Raw genomic sequence first — 19,339 nt, 5'->3', positions numbered from 1 at the left:
CCTCCGGGGGGCAGGGGGAGTGATAAATACAACAGTTAACAGATTTTCGGGCGCTGAGGATCACAACACCGGCAAATGTTGCGTTACAGGGCGACGAAATTATTCACCGGTCATAGCGTTACAGGGGATTTTTGCGTAATCTGTTGCGCCTGATGATTAAGCCGGAAAAAAATGATGGACGCTCTTGTCACACCTGACCTTGAAATGCTGCGCGACTGGATGGATAAAACCACGATTGAATGGTTTGAATGTGGCAGCTGTCAGGCTCTGCACTTATCTGCAATGCAGAACATTGATGGGGTGTTTGATGCAAAACTGGATATTATCGACAATGTGATTCTGGTGACCGTGAGTGCCGAAGTCAGATCGTCAGCACTGCTTACGCTGGTGGGGGAAATTTCCCAAATCAATGCCAGTTCGCTGACGGCAAAATGTTTTCTGGATATTCAGGATGACAGTTTACCCAGGCTCATCATCTGTCAGTCCCTTAGCATCGGCAATGGCCTGGCCTTATCCCAGTTCTCCTTTTTTATGCAGCAGAGCGAAGAGCAGTTATCCATGATCATCATGGAGCTGGCGGCTAACCATTTACTGGTCACCGCTGAAAACAGTGCTTCCCTGCATACTGCACAACCGCTGTTACACTAAAGCTCTGCGCGCACGGGGCATTCCATTGTCATAGACCGTCCGGCCCGCCGCCCCGGGTCCTGGCTCCGCAGTTTTTCGCGGGCAGGCAATCTGTGCACGAATTTCCCCGGCCTGCGGAAAGCCTGCCTCGATAGAATAAGCTGAATCTTCAGAGCTGCCAGTCGCGGGCAGGCAATCTGTGCACGGGTCATGCTGCTATGGGTCTTAAGGGTCCGGCGGCTATTCACTCTGTTATTCACCCGCAGAGGTGACGTGTCTGTGCAGCTCTGCGGAATCCCGGGCTGATAACGGGGCCGTATAAAATCGAAAGGTAGGCCTGAAGTGATAACGGGATCCCGCCCGCATTTTTGTTGCCACTTATCCCCTGGTCATCAGGTTAAAGGATACACTCCGCCGGAAGTATTTTTGCACTGACCGTAACCCTAAACCGGCTTGCCACGGTCACGTTAACCTGGCGCAGGGAGGATGGTAAAAACGGGGGCTGATGGACGGTATTGACGTAAAATGTGCCTCAGCCCGTCACCCGACACGATACTTTTCTCTCATCCCGGCAGGCCCGGATGAGTCTTCGACGGTCTGTAAAGGAGGTACAGCAGATGCCAGGATCCAAGGTCTTTCTCCCGCAGGCTATCCCGGCCCCGGTGCTGGCCGCCGTCATCTCGATTATTGCTACGCGTTTGTTTAATTTGCTGATGCTGGTACTGCTGTTCAGGTCCGACACGGGCGGCACTCTGAGCGAAATACTCCGTCTTAGCCTGCTGCCGGATTATCGCTTACTGTTTATGCTGATGGGCGGGGTATTTCTGTTCGAAGCGGGGAGTGTACTGATGCTGCTGAGGGGAAGCTACCGCTGGCGGACTCTGTTTATCTGCTGTCAGTGTCTGGTACTGTTACTGATCCTTTTCAGGGGCCGGGGCGAGGGCCTGTCGTGTTTGCCGGGTATCGATCCTGCTGACAGCCACCATTTCGTCCGGCATATCCTGCTGCAGAAGATACCCGATTTATTGATTATCCTGTTGTTATGTGTACCTGCCAGCAGTCGTGCCTTCTTCAGACGGGTCCCGGGGCCGGCGGCTGGTCACGGAGAGCAGGAGAGATAACTGCGGGGCCGGAGGTTTCCGGCCCCGCAACGGAAGGTCAGCTACGACGCTCAAAACGTAATGCGTAATATTCCAGACCCCGCAACAGCAGAGTCAGGAGCCCGTTAACACACAGGTAGATGATCCCTGCGGCCACAAACACCGACACATCGTAGGTACGCCCATACAACAGTTGCCCTTCACCCATGACATCCATCAGCGTGATGGTATAGGCCAGTGATGTGCTTTTAAATATCAGCACGACCTCATTGGAATAGGCCGATAACGCCCGTTTAAAAGCGTAGGGCAGCAGTATTCTCATGGTCTGATGACGGCTCATCCCCAGCGCAGCACAGGATTGCCATTGACCTTTCGGGATGGCTTTCACCGCACCATAAAAAAGCTGTGTCGTATACGCGGCACTGTTCAGCGAGAGTGCGAGAATGGCACAAAACCAGGGCTGAGAGAGCAGGGACCAGAGCCATGGGTAGTGCTCTAACTGCGGAAACTGCCCGGGGCCGTAATAAATCAGGAAAATCTGTACCAGCAGCGGTGTCCCGGTAAACAGGGTAATATAGATATTCACCACCCGCCCCGCCAGCGGCTTTTTCAGTGCAAGGATCAGGGTGAAGCCTACCGCCAGCACCAGAGCTATCAGTAAAGAACTGAGCGTCAGGAACAGGCTGGTATGCAGACCTTTCAGTAACTGAGGAAAGTATTCTGCCATTATGCAGACTCCTGGTCGAAACGGGTCGCACGTTGTTCAATTCGCCGTAAAATGTACTGACTGAACAGCGTGATGATCAGGTAAATGGCGGCCGCCAGCAGATACCAGGTAAACGGTTGCTGGGTACGGGTGGCAATACTTTTGGTCTGTAGCATTAAGTCATTAACGCTGATCAGCGAAACCAGCGCAGTATCTTTCAGCAATACCAGCCACTGGTTACCCAGTCCCGGTAAGGCATGACGCCACATCTGCGGTAAAATCAGCCGGTAGAAGATGGTGAATTTTTTCATCCCCAACGCCATACCGGATTCACGTTGCCCCGCGGGAACGGCTTTCAGAGCCCCGCGCAGGGTCTGGGAGGCATAGGCCGAATAGAGCAGCGCCAGAGAAATCACACCGCAAAGAAACGGGCTGACATTAAAATCAGTGATATTCATCTGAACATGCAGCCGGGTCACACCGAGCGGGATGTCAAAACCATCGGAGAGCGTCAGCAGCAACTGGGAAGATCCGAAATAAATCCCCAACACCACCAGGATCTCCGGCAGACCCCGCAGTAATGTTACCAGTACTGTCCCGGGCCAGGCGAAGATCTTAAAACGCAACGATTCCCAGCCGGCGAACACTATCGCCAGTAACAGCCCGAGCACTAATGCGCAGACGGCAAGGCCGACGGTCATCCCGGCGGCGCTTGCGAGTGGAAATAACTCACTCATTGGCGATTACTGCTGGAACCATTTGTGGTAGATGGTCTGGTAAGTGCCGTCGGCTTTCACTTCGGCCAGGCCCTGATCCAGTTGTTTTTGCAGAGCAGAATTCCCCTGACGGACCGCAATCCCTAAACCGGTACCGAAATAGTCTTTATCGGTGACTTTATTACCGACACTGCTAAGTTTGGGATCTTTCTTCAGCCATTCATTCACCACGGCAGTATCACCGAACACGGCATTCACTCGACCGTTTTTCAGGTCCAGCATCGCGTTCTGATAGCTGTCATAAGGCACCATGGTGATCTCAGGATGCTTATCGGTAAGGTATTTCTGATGTGTCGTGCCGTTCTGAACCCCGACGCGTAAGCCTTTTAAGGCGGCAATGCTGGCAACTTTGCCTTTCTGTGCAATAAATAACGCGGAGTTATCGTAATACGGTTTGGTGAACAGCACCTGTTTTTCACGATCAGGTGTGATATCCATCCCGGCCATAACCACATCATAGCGACGGAATTTCAGGCCCGGGATCAGGCTGTCAAATGACTGGTTAGTGAATTCACAGGTGGCATCGATCTTTTTACAAATCGCATCCGCCAGATCAACATCAAAGCCCTGGATTTTATTATCGGCCCCGACAAATTCAAACGGAGGATAAGAGGCTTCGGTCGCAAAATGTAAGGTTGTGGCTGCGGAAGCACTCAGGCTGGCACCGGCAAACAGGGCGGCTAAAAGAATTTTTTTCATAATGAGTCCCGGATTAATGTGAAAGATAATGTGCGAACTGAGGGGTCTGCGGGTGAGTGAAACGACTGGCATCACCCTGCTCAATAATATGTCCGTTTTCCATGTAAACCACTTGGCTTGCCGTCTTACGGGCAAATTCCACCTCGTGGGTCACGATAACCTGCGTAATATTGGTCCGTGCCAGCTCGCGAATAATATCGACGACCTGTCCGGTGATTTCCGGATCCAGCGCGGCGGTAGGCTCATCGAAAAGCAGCACCTGAGGCTCCATCATCAATGCCCTGGCAATAGCAACACGTTGCTGTTGCCCCCCGGAGAGGTGCAGGGGAAAACGATCGGCAAACGTGCTGAGTTTAAGACGTTCAAGCAGTGCGCTGGCGCGCTGACGAGCCGCCGTTTTATTCAATCCCAGCACACGACAGGGCGCTTCCGTCAGGTTCTGCATGACGGTCAGATGAGGCCACAGATTGTACTGCTGGAATACAATACCGACATTACGCCGTAACTCACGAATAGCCTGCTCAGAGGGCTTATCCCGGAAGTTAAAGCGGTTACCGGCGATGGACAGTTCCCCGGTACGCGGCATTTCAAGCAGATTGAGTACCCGCAGGAGCGAGCTTTTACCCGCACCGCTTGGGCCGAGCAAAACCATCGTTTCACCCTGCGGACAATTCAGTCCGATATCAAACAGTGCCTGGTGATCGCCGTAAAAGCAATTTATCCCGTTTAGTTGAATACTCATGCGTAAAAATTGAATAGTAATAAAGTAGGACGAATAGTAACGTCGCCAGCATAGTTATGCAATTCCGGGCGCTGGAAATTTATTTAAATACGCGTCAGAGTCAAAAAAGCAGCACAAAATTTTGTCAGTCAGCGGAGGCTTGCGTATGCTTTAGCCTGTTTATTATCGCTTTTTGGCGGGGACGCATGAAAAAAATCTGGTTATGGAGTGTACTGCTGTTAAGCGGTTGCCATTCAGGCACCGGAGACCCTCAGGTGTTTACCGTCGATCATCATCTGAATGCCCGAAGCCAGGAACCACGGGTGAAAATGGTCGTCATTCACTATACGGCTGAAGATAATGCCAGCTCACTGCGCCTGCTCAGTCAGGGGGATGTCAGCGCACATTATCTGATAACCTCCCCCGATGGAAAGTCAGCCCCCGCGGTGACCGTTTATCAGCTGGTGCCGGAATCCCGTGTTGCCTGGCATGCCGGCGTGAGTGGCTGGCGCGGCTATACCCATCTGAACAGTATTTCGATAGGTATAGAGCTGGTTAATCCCGGGTATTACCGCAAAGGCGGCATGACGACCTGTACCCTTTACCCGCCATCGCAACTCTTAGCGCTGGAAAGCCTTCTGCAGACGCTGGTGAAGCGTTATGCCATCACTCCGGTGAATATCGTCGGCCACAGTGATGTGGCACCTTCACGAAAACAGGACCCCGGCCCCTGTTTTCCATGGCACAGTCTGGCAAACGCCGGGCTGGGTGCCTGGCCGGATGCGGGGACTGTCTCACAGTTTCTGGCAGGGCGTTCAGCCAGAGCCCCTGCAGACCCCCGGGTGCTGATAGCGTTACTGTCCCGTTATGGTTATCCCGTCACCGATCCTGCCTCACAAAGTGAACAGACCCGGCTTATTCGCGCCTTTCAGATGCATTTCCGGCCGGCAGGGGTGACCGGCAAAGCCGATGCTGAAACCGAAGCTATTGCGCGGGCATTGCTCAGTAAATACGGCACCCTGCACTGACGCGGCCGGGCCGGGGCTATTGCTGTAAAAAGGCCTTCCAGGCCTCGACGACTTTCTGAAGTGCCGGGCGGGGGGTATTCAGGTGAGTGACCAGACGCGTGCCGTAGCCAAAGCTGATACGAATATTCCGTGCATCCATCCATTGCTGTAACGGTGCAATCTGTGCCTCCGGCAGGCCGATAAACAGCATATTTGTCTGCCGGCTAATGACTTCGATACCGAGCTCCGTTAATTCAGCCGCCAGCCAGCGGGCGTTTTCGTGGTCTTCAGCCAGTCTCTCCACATTATTGTCGAGCGCATAAATCCCTGCGGCGGCCAGAATACCGGCCTGGCGCATCCCGCCTCCGGTCATTTTTCGCCAGCGACAGGCTTCTTCAATAAACTCGTGACTGCCGCAGAGCAGGGACCCGACCGGTGCCCCCAGACCTTTTGACAGGCATATCGACAGCGTATCGCAGTACCGGCTTAACGCGTCCAGTGGCTGACCACTGGCAACAGCCGCATTAAAAATCCGCGCCCCATCGGTGTGTAAGGCCAACTGATGCTGACGGGAAAAAGCAAAGACTTCGGCCAGCCAGTCAGAAGGCAGCACTTTTCCATGATGAGTATTTTCGATGCTGATAAGGCGGGTTCGGGCAAAATGAATATCACGGGGTTTAATGGCCTCACGGACAATGTCCAGCGGCAGGGTGCCGTCCGCATTTTCCATCACGGGCTGGGGCTGGATACTACCTAACACTGCCGCGCCACCGGCCTCATAGCGATAATTATGGGCATGCTGCCCGGCAATATATTCGTCGCCCCGCTGACAATGGCTGAGCAATGCCACCAGATTCGCCTGAGTTCCGCTGGGAAAGAAAAGGGCCGCCTGCTTACCGCTCAGTGCAGCGGCTTTTTCCTGTAGCGCGTTGACTGTCGGGTCATCACCGTAAACGTCATCTCCTGTCGCGGCTGAGGTCATTTTACGTAACATTTCAGCCCCGGGCTGGGTCACTGTATCACTTCGTAAGTCAATCACATCAGGCTCCGTCGTCAGTAAAAAATCAGCAGGCCGGCCACTGTCCGTTGCCGGCCTTACCCTTTTACCGCAGCCAGTTCGTTTTCGCCAGACCCATCACCTCATTCCCGCGGCCATTAATGATGGCCCGGATCATATACAGACTGAAACCTTTCGCCTGCTCAAGTTTTATTTTCGGCGGGATCACCAGTTCATCACCGGCGGTCGTCACGTTCACCAGCACCGGGCCCGGATGATCAAAGGCCTGTTGCAGCGCATCGGGCAGGGCAGACGCTTTCTCCACATTAATCCCTTTGATATTACAGGCCGCCGCGATGGCAGCGAAATCCGGATTGACCAGTTCAGTACCATCGGTCAGAAAACCGCCGGCCTGCATTTCCATGGCAACAAACCCCAGGACACTGTTATTAAAGATGATCAGTTTTACCGGTAAGTTATGTTGCGCAATGGAAAGTAAATCGCCCATCAGCATGGCAAACCCGCCATCTCCGCACAGAGCTACCACCTGACGCTGCGGGTCGACCGACTGAGCCCCCATTGCCTGCGGCATGGCGTTGGCCATCGAACCGTGGTTAAACGACCCCAGCAGGCGGCGGCGACCGTTCATTTTCAGATAGCGGGCCGCCCAGACGGTCGGGGTACCGACATCGCAGGTGAATACCGCATCTTCACTGGCCAGCAAACTGATCTGGCTGGCCAGATATTGCGGGTGAATGGCTTGTTCGTCATCAGGGATCGCTAAATCATCCAGGTCCCGGCGCGCATCCTGATAATGATTAATGGCCCTGTCGAGATGTTTCCGGTTCTGTTTTTCCTCCAGACGGGGAAGCAGCAGCATCAGCGTGGCTTTCACATCCCCCGTCAGCGGAAGGTCGACAGGGCAGTGTGCCCCCAGGCTGCCTGCAGAAATATCGAGCTGAATGATTTTCGCATCGGTGGGATAGAAAGCGCGATAAGGGAAGCGAGTCCCCAGCAGCACCAGCGTATCGGCTTTCTGCATGGCCTGATAGCCGGAAGAGAAACCAATGAATCCGGTCATTCCGACATCATAAGGGTTATCGTATTCCAGATGCTCTTTGCCACGCAGTGCATGCACGATGGGGGCTTTCAGCTTTTCAGCCAGCGCGGTCACTTCGGCGTGTGCACCCGCACAACCGCTGCCACACATTAGCGTGATATTTTCGGACTGATTCAGCATGGCGGCCAGCGTTTCGAGCTGTAACAGCGGAGGGACGGAGATCGGCGCTACCGGCGGGTACCAGGCGGGTGTGGCTTTTTCCGGCGCCGGCTCCAGGGCCACATCGCCGGGTAAAACGATGACGGAGACGCCGCCTTCCACGACAGCTTTTCGCATTGCAATGGCCAGCACCTGTGGTAACTGCTCCGGATTCGTCACCATCTCACAATAATGGCTGCACTCCTGAAAAAGGGATTGCGGGTGAGTTTCCTGGAAATAACCACTGCCGATTTCGCTGGAAGGGATATGCGCCGCGATGGCCAGCACCGGCACCTTGTTGCGGTGACAGTCAAACAGTCCGTTAATGAGATGCAGGTTACCCGGGCCGCAGGAGCCGGCGCAGACCGCGAGCTGGCCGGTGATCTGAGCTTCAGCACCGGCGGCAAAGGCGGCGACCTCTTCATGACGGGTGGACATCCACTCAATGGTCCCCAGCTTATTCAGGCTGTCACTGAGGCCATTCAGGGAGTCGCCGGTGACTCCCCAGATACGTTTTACACCGGCAAGTTCCAGACTTTTTATAAGAAATGACGCAACCGTATTTTTCATTACTGACTCCCTGGAATAAAACCGGTCCGACCGGGACGGTTATGAGTACGAATAATGAACAAAATTGTAGCGTATCTGGCAATAATTGCCCGGAAAAGCGCGGAACGTGATCGTTACCGGCGCTCAGGCGGAAAAGAACGCGATCATGATCGGAGCCAGCAGACTCATAATAAAACCATGAACGATCGCCGCAGGAACAATCCCGGATCCGCCGGCGCGTTGCAGTACCGGCAGGGTAAAGTCCATGGAGGTCGCGCCGCATAATCCCAGTGCTGTCGACCGATAACGGCGGATAAGCAACGGGATCAGCATCATTGAGATCAGTTCCCGTAACAGATCCACCAGAAAAGCGCTGTTACCAATCACCGGCCCGAACGCATTGGTCATTAAAATACCGGACAGAGAATACCAGCCGAAACCACTGGAAAGTGCCAGTCCGGTTTTCACCGGTAATCCGAGCAGCAGGGCGGCGAGTATTCCTGCGGGCAGAGAACTGACCAGCACGATGGCCGCGACGATCACGCCCTGACGGTTAAACAGGATTTGTCGCAGGTTCATACCACTGCCACGTAACTGGATACCTACCAGTAACAGCAGCAGTAACAGGGCATATTCCCCCGCCCGGGTGGCATTTTGTAAGACCGGCCAGTGGGTTAGTCCGATAAGAAATCCGGCAATCACAACACCGCACATTTTCAGTGAGTCCAGAAGCATATGCAGCCGGGAAGGTAGCGGGCCGGAAGCATGAGCAGCCGGTGAAGGGACGATACGGTCAAATAATCTCAACGCCAGAAAATTACAGACTAAAATGCAAAGAGCGCAGATCAGAGTGATCCGGACAATCACCATCAGGTTCGCGGTCAGATTGTCCACGAATGCCAGGCTCACTCCCATAAATAACAGAATAATGTAGACCATGCGGGTCAGTGCGTAATTCGCGGCTTTCAGAATACCGGGACGCCGTACAGGCAGCAGGTAACCCGCAACCAAAGGAATGAGAATAATGAGTAAACCGGAATACATAAGAAGCCCAGCAAAGGTAATTATCAGAGAATCAGGTTATCTGATTGATATTGGTCAGTAAATAAAATACTGATGGCTGTTTTCCGGCCTGTTAGTTTTTTCTTATGGAGTCGAATTCCCCGATGATGCTGAAACAGATCGAGATCAGAAACTTTCGCGGTATCGCGTTTTTATCTCTGTCCTTCCGCCAGATTTCCCTGCTGATTGGTGAAAATGCCTGGGGTAAATCCAGTTTACTGGATGCGCTGACCCTGATGATGTCGCCTGCGGCCGGGAGTTCATGCCTGACAGAGAACGACTTTTTCCGCCCGCAGGACGATGAGCCTGCCAGGACCTGTCTGATCGAACTGACTTTCGGACCAGAGTCCCCTGACGGCAGTCTGCCGGCAACGTTAGCAGCGCTGCTGCCTGCAGATCCTGCCGTTCGCGGGCTGCGTTTCAGCTTCAGTGCCTGCCGGACAGCGCAGGGGATGACTCAGGGTTTTTCCTTTCCTGACTATCCTGACGTAACAGAATCCGTGGTGTATCGGTTGATACAACATGTCAGGGTGTTGTGTCCGGTGCTGCGATTACGTGATGCCCGCTTCAGCCCGCCGGGACTTGCCGGGTCAGCCGGTGGAGAGGGCGTCCGGGCTGCTGAGTTACCCCTGGCGGGGAGGGCACCGGAAGGAGAAACTCTGCAGGGAGCGGAGGTGCTGCAACAGGCGCTGAGTCTGTTGTGCCGGTTATCCGGACATTACTTCCATATCCGTACCGGGGGAGTATTATCTGAATTGCCGGTATCAGCGGAGAAAAACGATCTGCTCTGGCAGCAACTGAATACACTGAACCGGAAACTGGCCAAAACCGCCCGGCAGGATCGGGCGCCGATCCTGCGTGCCCTGCTGATGTTACTCGCCGGTACGCCCTCAGCCGGAACCCTTCCGGAGGGTGCCCGTCCGTTGATCCTGCTCGAAGACCCGGAAACCCGTCTGCATCCGATGATGCTATCGATGGTATGGCAGTTTCTGGCACTGTTACCGGCACAGAAGGTGGTGACCACTAACTCGTCTGATCTGGTCTCTATGGTGCCACTGGAGAGTATTTACCGTCTTGACCGGTACCAGCAAATCACCCGCTGCTGGCATATTCCTGATGAAGGCATGTCCCGCGATGAGTTGCGAAAAGTGACCTTCCATATTCAGGTGAATCGCCCGACGGCGCTGTTTGCCCGTTGCTGGCTTCTGGTGGAGGGAGAAACCGAAGTCTGGCTGATTAATGAACTGGCCCGGCAGACAGGGTTTTCTCTGGCGTCGGAGGGGATCCGCGTGGTTGAATTTGCCCAGTCCGGGCTGAAGCCACTGTTACGGTTTGCGGCACATATGGGTATCCGGTGGCACGTTCTGACGGACGGGGATGAAGCAGGGGCGAAATACGCCGCCATCGCGACCAGCCACCTGACAGATCAGCAGGCGGAACGGCATCATCTCACCCGCTTTCCGGCGCCGGATATTGAACATTACTTCTACCGCAACGGATTTGCTGAGGTTTACCGGCAGGCTGCTCAACTCCCTGAACATGGACCGGGCGGGGTAAAACGAGTGATCACCCGCGCAATACAGCACAGCTCCAAACCTTCGCTGGCGATAGCGGTGGCCAGTGAAGTGGCAGAGCGGGGCAGTCAGTCGATTCCGTGGTTACTCCGGAAAATGATAGGCCGGGTACGGGGACTCGCCCGGGGCCGGTACGGCTGAGTCATCCGTTTAACATGCTGTGCGAGACAGGCTTGCACAGCAGGGGTAATTATGACAGATTGACTACAGTTTCATTGACAGGAACGATCAGGCTGGCCTGATTCCCTTTTTCACCTTCACTGGCATTGTAGCTCACCTTCTGGCCTGCTTTCAGTGTCTTATACCCTTCCATCTGAATGGTGGAGTAGTGCGCAAAAATATCTTCACCTCCGGCTTCCGGGCAAATAAAACCGAATCCCTTGGCATTGTTAAACCATTTTACAAATCCTGTTTCCATGTGATGATGCCTCTCACCTGAATTGCAAAAATGAATCAGGGTGGCCGGGGAGCCACCTGATGATAAAACAGACAAACCCGTCGCTACGACTATCTCTTCACCGGCACGGATCGTCAAGAAATTACCACAGGCCGGGCAGGGATAATTTCTCAAACTTTGAAGCAGTTAACGCTATACGGACTTTAAAACCGCAGCAAACCGCCCTGATCAGGAGCATGCAGACTGCGCATCATTTTGCCGGCATGATAGACTTAACTGAAGAATTCTCTACAGAGTCACAGGCACACTTCAGTGGATATTATGGCGAATACAAACGACTGGCTTAATTTTGAACACCTTGCTGATAACACCGTTCGTGAGGAACTGAAGCCACCGTCAATGTATAAAGTTATTTTGAACAACGATGACTATACACCGATGGAATTTGTTATTGACGTACTGCAAAAGTTCTTTTCTTATGATATTGAACGCGCAACGGAACTCATGCTGAAAGTCCATTACGATGGCAAAGCGATCTGCGGGGTATTTACTGCCGAAGTGGCAGAAACAAAAGTTGTCAGGATCAATCAGTATGCCAGAGAAAATGAACATCCTTTGCTCTGTACTCTGGAAAAATCTGATTAAGCCACCATATCTGTAGGCAGACATCAGAGCGTGAATCGAGGAGGTGCTTTATGCTCAATCAGGAACTGGAACTCAGTTTAAATATGGCTTTCGCCAGAGCGCGGGAGCACCACCATGAATTTATGACCGTGGAACACCTATTACTGGCGTTGATCAGTAATCCGTCCGCCCGTGAGGCCCTCGAAGCCTGCTCGGTAGACCTGGTGGTTTTACGTCAGGAACTCGAAACCTTCATCGAAAAAACGACCCCGGTCTTACCGGACACTGACGGTGAACGTGATACTCAACCGACACTGAGTTTTCAGCGGGTATTACAACGCGCCGTGTTTCATGTGCAATCTTCCGGCCGCAGTGAAGTCAATGGGGCGAATGTCCTGGTGGCTATCTTCAGTGAACAGGAATCTCAGGCCGCGTATTTACTGCGTAAGCATGAAGTGAGCCGTCTGGATATTGTGAACTTTATCTCTCATGGCGTCCGTAAAGATGAGGGTGAGAGTGCGCCTGCTCCTGAAAACCAGGCCAACAACGAAGAGCAGAGTACAGGCGGGGAGGAACGTATGGAGAACTTCACCACCAATCTGAATCAGCTGGCCCGGGTCGGCGGTATCGATCCTCTGATCGGCCGTGATAAAGAACTGGAAAGAGCCGTTCAGGTTTTATGCCGCCGCCGGAAAAATAATCCGCTGCTGGTAGGGGAATCCGGTGTCGGTAAGACGGCGATCGCCGAAGGTCTCGCCTGGCGTATTGAGCAGGGTGATGTGCCGGAGGTGATGAAAGACTGTACTATCTACTCACTGGATATCGGTTCTCTGCTGGCCGGGACGAAGTATCGCGGCGATTTTGAAAAACGGTTTAAAGCGTTGCTTAAGCAACTGGAGCAGGATGAAAACAGTATCCTGTTTATCGATGAGATCCATACCATCATCGGTGCCGGTGCTGCTTCCGGCGGGCAGGTGGATGCCGCTAACCTGATCAAACCGCTGCTTTCCAGCGGTAAAATCCGCGTGATGGGCTCGACGACGTATCAGGAATTCAGCTCGATCTTCGAAAAAGACCGTGCGCTGGCCCGTCGTTTCCAGAAAATTGACATCACTGAACCATCAGCCGAAGAGACCATCCGCATCATCAACGGTCTGAAAGCGAAGTACGAAGCACACCATGATGTTCGTTATACTGCTAAAGCCGTTCGTGCGGCGGTAGAACTGGCGGTGAAATACATTAATGACCGTCACCTGCCGGATAAAGCCATCGATGTGATTGATGAAGCCGGTGCCCGTGCACGGTTGGTCCCGCAGAGTAAACGTAAAAAGACCATCAATGTTCAGGACATTGAAAGTGTCGTGGCGCGTATTGCCCGTATCCCTGAGCAGAGCGTTTCAGCCACAGACCGCGATACCCTGCGTCAGCTGGACTCACGGCTGAAAATGCTGGTGTTCGGTCAGGACAACGCAATCGATGCGCTGGCGGAAGCAATCAAAATGAGCCGTGCTGGTCTGGGCCATGATCATAAACCCGTGGGTTCCTTCCTGTTCGCCGGTCCGACCGGGGTGGGGAAAACGGAGGTCACGGTACAGCTGGCGAAAGCTCTGGGCATTGAACTGTTACGCTTTGATATGTCGGAATATATGGAACGCCACACGGTCAGCCGCCTGATTGGTGCGCCTCCGGGCTATGTGGGCTTTGATCAGGGCGGGTTACTGACGGATGCGGTGATCAAACATCCGCATTCGGTCGTGCTGCTCGATGAAATTGAGAAGGCTCATCCGGATGTCTTTAATCTGTTACTGCAGGTGATGGATAACGGGACACTGACCGATAATAACGGACGTAAAGCAGACTTCCGTAATGTGGTGCTGGTGATGACCACTAACGCCGGCGTACGTGAAACAGAGCGTAAATCTATCGGGCTGATCCATCAGGATAATACGACCGATGCGATGGAAGAAATCAGGAAGACCTTTACCCCTGAATTCCGTAACCGGCTGGACAATATTATCTGGTTTGATCATCTGTCGACCGGGGTCATTCATCAGGTAGTCGACAAGTTTATTGTCGAACTGCAGGCCCAGCTGGATCAGAAAGGCGTGTCTCTGGAAGTCAGTGACGGCGCACGGGACTGGCTGGCTGAAAAAGGCTACGACAAAGCGATGGGTGCCCGTCCAATGGCCCGTGCCGTACAGGAAAACCTTAAGAAACCGCTGGCGAATGAATTACTGTTTGGCTCACTGGTTGACGGGGGATCGGTGAAGGTGGCACTGGATAACACCAGTAATACATTAACCTATCATTTTGAAAGTGCGGAACAGCGTAAAGCGGCAGGAACGGTACATTAATTCCGTATTTGCCAGGCAGTCATAAAACAAAAGGCCGGAATATCCGGCCTTTATTATTTGTACCTGAATAAAAACAGGTTACTGACTCTTAGCGACTACGGAAGACAATGCGGCCTTTGCTCAAATCATAAGGAGTCAGCTCAACGGTGACTTTATCACCGGTCAGGATGCGGATGTAGTTTTTACGCATTTTACCGGAGATATGAGCGGTAACCACGTGCCCGTTTTCGAGCTCAACGCGGAACATGGTGTTAGGTAACGTATCCAGTACGGTACCCTGCATTTCAATATTGTCTTCTTTGGCCATCGAATCCTCTGAATGGACTAGCTAAATTTGAATCGGCAAGATAATGCCCAATTCTGGTATCTATGTAAAGAATTGTTGGTGTAAATACCAACACTCCGCTATGCGGCATGTAAAAACATGCGCAGTGCAAATAAATTCGGGTGTTCTGACGTTAATCGGGGATATTTGCAGAATCGTGCATCTGAATAGCAAGTCGGGGGAAAACCTTCCTTGATGTTCATCAGTGTACCAGCAGAATCTCCATCAGGGCGCATCGGAAAACACCTTCTGAAGCGCGAACGACATAACAAGCACACGGAGTCTAACACTTTCCGGGTGAAATGTCTGTAAAACATTAAAAGCCTGCTTATCCCAGCTCAGCCGTTTGCCAGCAGCCGTCCGACAGCGGGCGCGTCCGGAGTAAGGCAACCTGTTGCAGATAGGCCTCGCGCGGGATCTCTGTCGCTCCCAGGGAGGCAGTATGCGGGTTCAGTATCTGGCAATCAATTAACTGTCCGCCATGGGCGCTGAAGTGCCGGCAAAATAGCATCAGCGCAGTCTTTGAAGCATTCGGCCGGGTGCTGAACATCGATTCGGCGCAGAAGAGCTGGCCGACGGCCATCCCATATAATCCGCCGATCAGATGCCCGTCCTGCCAGACCTCGACCGAGTGTGCATCGCCTCTCTGCGATAAAGCCAGCCACGCCTCGATCACCTGCTCAGTGATCCAGGTACCGTCTGTTCTGTCGGCAGCACAACCGCGGATCACCCCACCGAAGTCCCGATCCACGGTGACCTTATAAGGTGAGTGACGATGAAAGCGGGCCATACTGCGGCTGAGATGAAATGCCTCAGGGTAAAGTACCGCCCGCGGATTCGGTGACCACCATAACAACGGGTCCTGTTCCGAGAACCAGGGAAAGATACCCTGCCGGTAGGCTTCCCGCATCCGTGGCCAGCTAAGGTCTCCGCCAAACGCCAGCAGACCGTCAGGTTCTGTCAGTGCCCGGGATGGCGGGGGAAAGCTCAGTGTATCAGCCGGTAACTGTGGCAGGATCAATGGCATCCGCGATGACCTCACTCTGATTCAGACGCTGAGTAAACTGCCAGTAGCGACCACGAGCACGGAGCAGCGTGGTCGTGTCACCCTGTTCTATAATATGGCCGTTCTCCATCACACAAACACGATCCATGGCCGCCAGGCCGGTCAGACGATGTGTCACCATAATGACGGTTTTATCCCGGGTGACACGCGCCAGAAGCGCCAGAATATGCTGTTCGGTGGTGGCATCCAGCCCTTCGGTGGGTTCATCCAGTAACCAGAGGTCTCCCCGATGGAGCAGTGCCCGGGCGATGGCTAAACGGCGTAATTCCCCTCCGGAGAGTGTCCGGCCGCCTTCGCCTAACCAGTGATTAAGCCCGTCATTTTCCAGCAACTTCTCAAGACCGGTCTGTTGCAATACGTCGACCAGCGCTGCATCGCTACTGTCAGGGGCAGCCAGTCTGAGGTTGTCACGCAGGGTCTGGTTAAATACGGAGACACGCTGGGTCACTACGCTGGTCCTGCGACGAAGCGTTGCTTCATCCCACTGTGGCAGAGGGGACTGGTTGAAGAAAATTTCGCCCTGTGCGGGGTCAGCCGCACGGGTCAGTAGTTGCAGGAGTGTTGACTTACCGCAGCCGGTAAAACCGAGCAGCGCAATTTTTTCACCCTGAGCCACGGACAGGTTCAGTCCGTTAATCACCGACCGGGGTTGTCCTGGATAGCTGAATCCCAGACCGGTGATCCGTACGGCAATCCCGGGATGATTATCTGCCACTATTTTCTGCGGAAACTGTACCGGGGGAGTCTGTCCTAAAATTTCACTTAAGCGTGAAGCTGCAACCATCACCTTCGAGATATGCAGGAAAGCGGCAGCCACCGGCCCCAGGGACTCAAACGCCGCCAGGATGCAAAAAGTGAACAGTGCCAGCCAGGTGGGGTCGGTAGACGCGGAGTTGAGCAGCAGGGAACCCAGTCCCAGTATCAGGCAGACCGTCAGCCCGGTAATGAACATCAACAGGCTCTGCGATGCGGCGTTAAGCGACTGCTGTTGCCGTTCGGCCTGATAAATAGACTGTCCGGTGGCCGCCAGTTGTTGTTGCCAGCGTTGAGTGTGCTGATAAATCTTCAGTTCCGCCATACTGCTTAGCCAGCGGGTCAGTTGCCGGCGGTAACTGGCCTGTGTCAGCGCCATTGCCTCACCGGAACCTTTACCCAGGTGGTAAAAGAGGGGAGGGAGTAATAATAACGTCAGCAGCATCACCAGGCCCGCGACCAGTGCCAGCGGCAGGTTCAGGAAACTCAGTCCGAAGGTGACAACGATAATGACACATAACGCCCCGGCGAGAGGGGATAGCACCCGCAGATAGAGATGGTCCAGGTGGTCAACGTCTGCAACAAAGCGGTTCAGTAAATCGCCCTGATTAAACGGTAACAGCCCGGCAGGGGAGAGCGGGAACAGCTTACTGAACGTGTAAACGCGAAGATGCTGCAGTACGCGGAATGTGCCGTCGTGACTGACCAGTCGCTCGAAGTAGCGTGCCACGGTGCGGATAATGGCAGCTCCCCTGACACCGGCCGCGGGCAACATATAGTTAAAACTGTATAGCCCGGCCGTCCCGGCGACCGCCGAAGCGGCCAGGAACCAGCCGGACAGCGTCAGTAAACTGATACTTGCCAGCAATGTCAGCAGAGCCAGCACCAGGCCCAGCCCGAGCAAAAAGCCATGGCGTTTCCAGAGGCGTAAAAACGGCAGTAAAGTTTTCATAGCGTTATCTCCCCGTGACGCTGAGCTAACATGTCCCGGAACGGCCCCGGTGTCACGGCGAGCGCCTGCCAGCTGCCTTTCTGAATAATTTTTCCGCCCGCCATCATCCAGATCTCGTCCCAGTCCTGTACTCCTTCGGGCTGGTGAGTGATCATCAGTGTCGTCTGCAGTAAGGAGGCTTCCGTGAGTGCATGCATCACATGTTGCTCGCTTTGTCTGTCCAGACTGGCGGTTGGTTCATCCAGCAGCAGCAGTGCTGAAGGCAGTAACAGGGCCCTGGCAACCGCAACACGCTGGGCCTGGCCGACTGATAACCGGACGGCATCATCGCCGGCAGGAGTATCAATCCCCTCAGGCAGGTCGGCGATAAATTCATTGATTCCACTGCATTCCAGCACCCGTTGAAACTGCTGTCTGTCACAGGGGCGATCCAGGGTGATGTTATCGCGCAGGGTCTCTGCCGGCAGCCGCGGGTTCTGCCCGACCCAGGCCAGTTGTTGCTGCCAGTGATCCGGGCGAATATCCCGTAATTCTGTGCCGTCGACAGTGAGAGACCCCTGGTAAGGAAGAAAGCCCAGCAGGACATTGATCAGCGATGTTTTACCGGCACCACTCACCCCGGCCAGCACAACGCGCTTGCCTGCCGGCAGAATAAAATTGAGCGGCCCGGTTAACGGTTCTCCTGTAGCTGTCATAGCAATCAGATCACGTGCGACCAGGGTGCAGGGCCCGGACCTGTCCGGGGTCAGTGTTCCGGTGCTCTGGCTGGCCGCTTCAGTGTCACTGAGGAAGGCCTCCAGCTGATCGGCAGCGCCGATAGCCTGAGCTTTGGCATGGTAAAAATTCCCCAAATCCCGCAAAGGCTGGAAGAACTCCGGCGCCAGGATCAATGCCAGGAAACCGGCAAACAAGGTGACGCCACGGTGATAATCACCAAAATGCAGTACCCCCAGATAGGAGAAGCCGAAATAGACAGCCACCACGGCGATGGAAATGGCCGCGAAAAACTCCAGTACTGCCGAAGACAGAAATGCCAGTCGCAGGACTTCCATGGTACGCAGACGAAATTGCCCTGTACTGTCGGCGATAGCCGCCTGTTCTGCCCGACCCCGGTGAAACAGGCGAAGTGTTTCCAGCCCGCGCAGGCGGTCAAGGAAGTCTCCGCTGAGACGGGCGAGGGCCTGGAAGTTTCTGCGGTTGGCTTCTGCCGCCCCCATACCGACCATGGCCATAAATAACGGGATCAGTGGCGCGGTACAGAACAGGATCAACGCCGCAGCCCAGTTAAGGGGTAACAGCGTGATCAGGATCAGCACGGGGATCAATGTTGCCAGGCTCATCTGTGGCAGATAACGTGCATAGTAATCCTGCATATTATCGATTTGTTCCTGCAACAGGGTGGTCCAGCTACCGACGGCCCGGCTCGTCGTTCCGGCAGGGCCCCGGGCCTCCAGACGTAAAATAATCTGCTGGCGGATAGCCTCGCGGATGACGCTTCCTGCACGGAAACCCGCCATTTCCCGCAGGTAATGCAACAGGCTTCGCCCGGCAAAGCAGGCCGCCAGCGCAACCAGCAAGCCTGGCGTATCACCGGCAGGGTGATGACTGATAATAAAATTCTGCAATATGCGGGCGATGATCCCGGCCTGCGTGATAATCAGGAGTGCACTGAAGACACCGGTAATAACCGAAAGGCGTAACCAGCGGCGTCCGTAATGGCGCTGTTCTTTCAGCCAGCGTACTAAATACTGTTGACGGGATTTATTCATGGAATTCTGCAAAGTGAATGTCA

18 protein-coding genes are annotated in these 19,339 nt (G+C 54.0%); 6 read left to right on the top strand and 12 right to left on the bottom strand.

The window, feature by feature from the left end:
- Positions 1-174 precede the first annotated feature (174 nt).
- A complete protein-coding gene (locus JK223_RS09155; RefSeq protein ID WP_212713940.1) occupies positions 175-648 on the top strand; it encodes a YbjN domain-containing protein in 474 nt (157 codons plus the stop codon).
- Between the two features lie 596 nt (positions 649-1,244).
- Positions 1,245-1,748, top strand: a complete 504-nt coding sequence (locus JK223_RS09150) for a YbjO family protein (RefSeq protein WP_212713877.1) — start codon at positions 1,245-1,247, stop codon at positions 1,746-1,748.
- Between the two features lie 37 nt (positions 1,749-1,785).
- Here JK223_RS09150 and artM read toward each other — a convergent pair whose 3' ends face one another.
- The 4 genes from artM to artP are packed head-to-tail and all read right to left on the bottom strand — an operon-like array spanning position 1,786 to position 4,650.
- On the bottom strand, positions 1,786-2,454 hold the full coding sequence (gene artM, locus JK223_RS09145; protein ID WP_212713876.1) for an arginine ABC transporter permease ArtM: 669 nt from the start codon (positions 2,452-2,454) through the stop codon (positions 1,786-1,788).
- Entirely contained in the window at positions 2,454-3,170 is a 717-nt protein-coding gene (gene artQ / locus JK223_RS09140; RefSeq protein WP_212713875.1) for an arginine ABC transporter permease ArtQ, read from the bottom strand. The genes artM and artQ overlap by 1 nt, the downstream gene beginning before the upstream one ends.
- A gap of 6 nt (positions 3,171-3,176) precedes the next feature.
- The gene (gene artJ, locus JK223_RS09135; protein WP_212713874.1) at positions 3,177-3,908 is read right to left on the bottom strand and encodes an arginine ABC transporter substrate-binding protein; all 732 of its coding nucleotides are present in this window, start codon (positions 3,906-3,908) and stop codon (positions 3,177-3,179) included.
- A 13-nt stretch (positions 3,909-3,921) separates the two neighbouring features.
- Positions 3,922-4,650, bottom strand: a complete 729-nt coding sequence (gene artP / locus JK223_RS09130) for an arginine ABC transporter ATP-binding protein ArtP (protein ID WP_212713873.1) — start codon at positions 4,648-4,650, stop codon at positions 3,922-3,924.
- A gap of 185 nt (positions 4,651-4,835) precedes the next feature.
- Here artP and JK223_RS09125 point away from each other — a divergent pair, with 185 nt between their 5' ends.
- Positions 4,836-5,657 carry an N-acetylmuramoyl-L-alanine amidase gene (locus JK223_RS09125; protein ID WP_212713872.1) on the top strand — a complete coding sequence of 274 codons (822 nt, stop codon included), beginning with the start codon at positions 4,836-4,838 and terminating at the stop codon, positions 5,655-5,657.
- A 16-nt stretch (positions 5,658-5,673) separates the two neighbouring features.
- Here the strand turns inward: JK223_RS09125 and ltaE are convergent, their stop codons facing one another.
- The 3 genes from ltaE to JK223_RS09110 all read right to left on the bottom strand — a co-directional run bounded on the left by ltaE (position 5,674) and on the right by JK223_RS09110 (position 9,484).
- Complete coding sequence (gene ltaE, locus JK223_RS09120) at positions 5,674-6,675, bottom strand: low-specificity L-threonine aldolase (protein WP_212713871.1); 1,002 nt, start codon at positions 6,673-6,675, stop codon at positions 5,674-5,676.
- A gap of 64 nt (positions 6,676-6,739) precedes the next feature.
- Positions 6,740-8,461: a ubiquinone-dependent pyruvate dehydrogenase gene (poxB, locus tag JK223_RS09115; RefSeq protein WP_212713870.1), complete on the bottom strand. Its 1,722-nt coding sequence runs from the start codon at positions 8,459-8,461 to the stop codon at positions 6,740-6,742.
- A 123-nt stretch (positions 8,462-8,584) separates the two neighbouring features.
- A complete protein-coding gene (locus JK223_RS09110; RefSeq protein WP_212713869.1) occupies positions 8,585-9,484 on the bottom strand; it encodes a lysine exporter LysO family protein in 900 nt (299 codons plus the stop codon).
- Positions 9,485-9,606: 122 nt separating this feature from the next.
- Here JK223_RS09110 and JK223_RS09105 point away from each other — a divergent pair, with 122 nt between their 5' ends.
- The gene (locus tag JK223_RS09105; protein WP_212713868.1) at positions 9,607-11,217 is read left to right on the top strand and encodes an ATP-dependent endonuclease; all 1,611 of its coding nucleotides are present in this window, start codon (positions 9,607-9,609) and stop codon (positions 11,215-11,217) included.
- A gap of 49 nt (positions 11,218-11,266) precedes the next feature.
- Here the strand turns inward: JK223_RS09105 and cspD are convergent, their stop codons facing one another.
- Entirely contained in the window at positions 11,267-11,494 is a 228-nt protein-coding gene (cspD, locus tag JK223_RS09100; RefSeq protein ID WP_212713939.1) for a cold shock domain-containing protein CspD, read from the bottom strand.
- 300 nt (positions 11,495-11,794) lie between these two features.
- Between cspD and clpS the strand changes: the two genes are divergently transcribed.
- Both clpS and clpA read left to right on the top strand, forming a co-directional pair.
- Positions 11,795-12,118 carry an ATP-dependent Clp protease adapter ClpS gene (gene clpS, locus JK223_RS09095; protein ID WP_212713867.1) on the top strand — a complete coding sequence of 108 codons (324 nt, stop codon included), beginning with the start codon at positions 11,795-11,797 and terminating at the stop codon, positions 12,116-12,118.
- 50 nt (positions 12,119-12,168) lie between these two features.
- Entirely contained in the window at positions 12,169-14,451 is a 2,283-nt protein-coding gene (clpA, locus tag JK223_RS09090) for an ATP-dependent Clp protease ATP-binding subunit ClpA (RefSeq protein WP_212713866.1), read from the top strand.
- A gap of 88 nt (positions 14,452-14,539) precedes the next feature.
- Here the strand turns inward: clpA and infA are convergent, their stop codons facing one another.
- From infA to cydD, 4 genes are all read right to left on the bottom strand, one after another.
- Positions 14,540-14,758 carry a translation initiation factor IF-1 gene (gene infA / locus JK223_RS09085; RefSeq protein ID WP_002211347.1) on the bottom strand — a complete coding sequence of 73 codons (219 nt, stop codon included), beginning with the start codon at positions 14,756-14,758 and terminating at the stop codon, positions 14,540-14,542.
- 346 nt (positions 14,759-15,104) lie between these two features.
- On the bottom strand, positions 15,105-15,803 hold the full coding sequence (gene aat, locus JK223_RS09080; protein WP_371813097.1) for a leucyl/phenylalanyl-tRNA--protein transferase: 699 nt from the start codon (positions 15,801-15,803) through the stop codon (positions 15,105-15,107).
- Complete coding sequence (gene cydC / locus JK223_RS09075; protein ID WP_212713865.1) at positions 15,772-17,547, bottom strand: cysteine/glutathione ABC transporter ATP-binding protein/permease CydC; 1,776 nt, start codon at positions 17,545-17,547, stop codon at positions 15,772-15,774. Before cydC ends, aat begins: the two co-directional genes overlap by 32 nt.
- The gene (gene cydD, locus JK223_RS09070; protein WP_212713864.1) at positions 17,544-19,316 is read right to left on the bottom strand and encodes a cysteine/glutathione ABC transporter permease/ATP-binding protein CydD; all 1,773 of its coding nucleotides are present in this window, start codon (positions 19,314-19,316) and stop codon (positions 17,544-17,546) included. The genes cydC and cydD overlap by 4 nt, the downstream gene beginning before the upstream one ends.
- Positions 19,317-19,339: the final 23 nt, after the last annotated feature.

Origin of the sequence: Tatumella sp. JGM118 (assembly GCF_018257515.1) — a bacterium.
Lineage (GTDB): Bacteria > Pseudomonadota > Gammaproteobacteria > Enterobacterales > Enterobacteriaceae > Tatumella > Tatumella terrea.
Note: the sequence above shows the minus strand (reverse complement) of the source record. Positions and strands in the feature narration are given on the sequence as shown.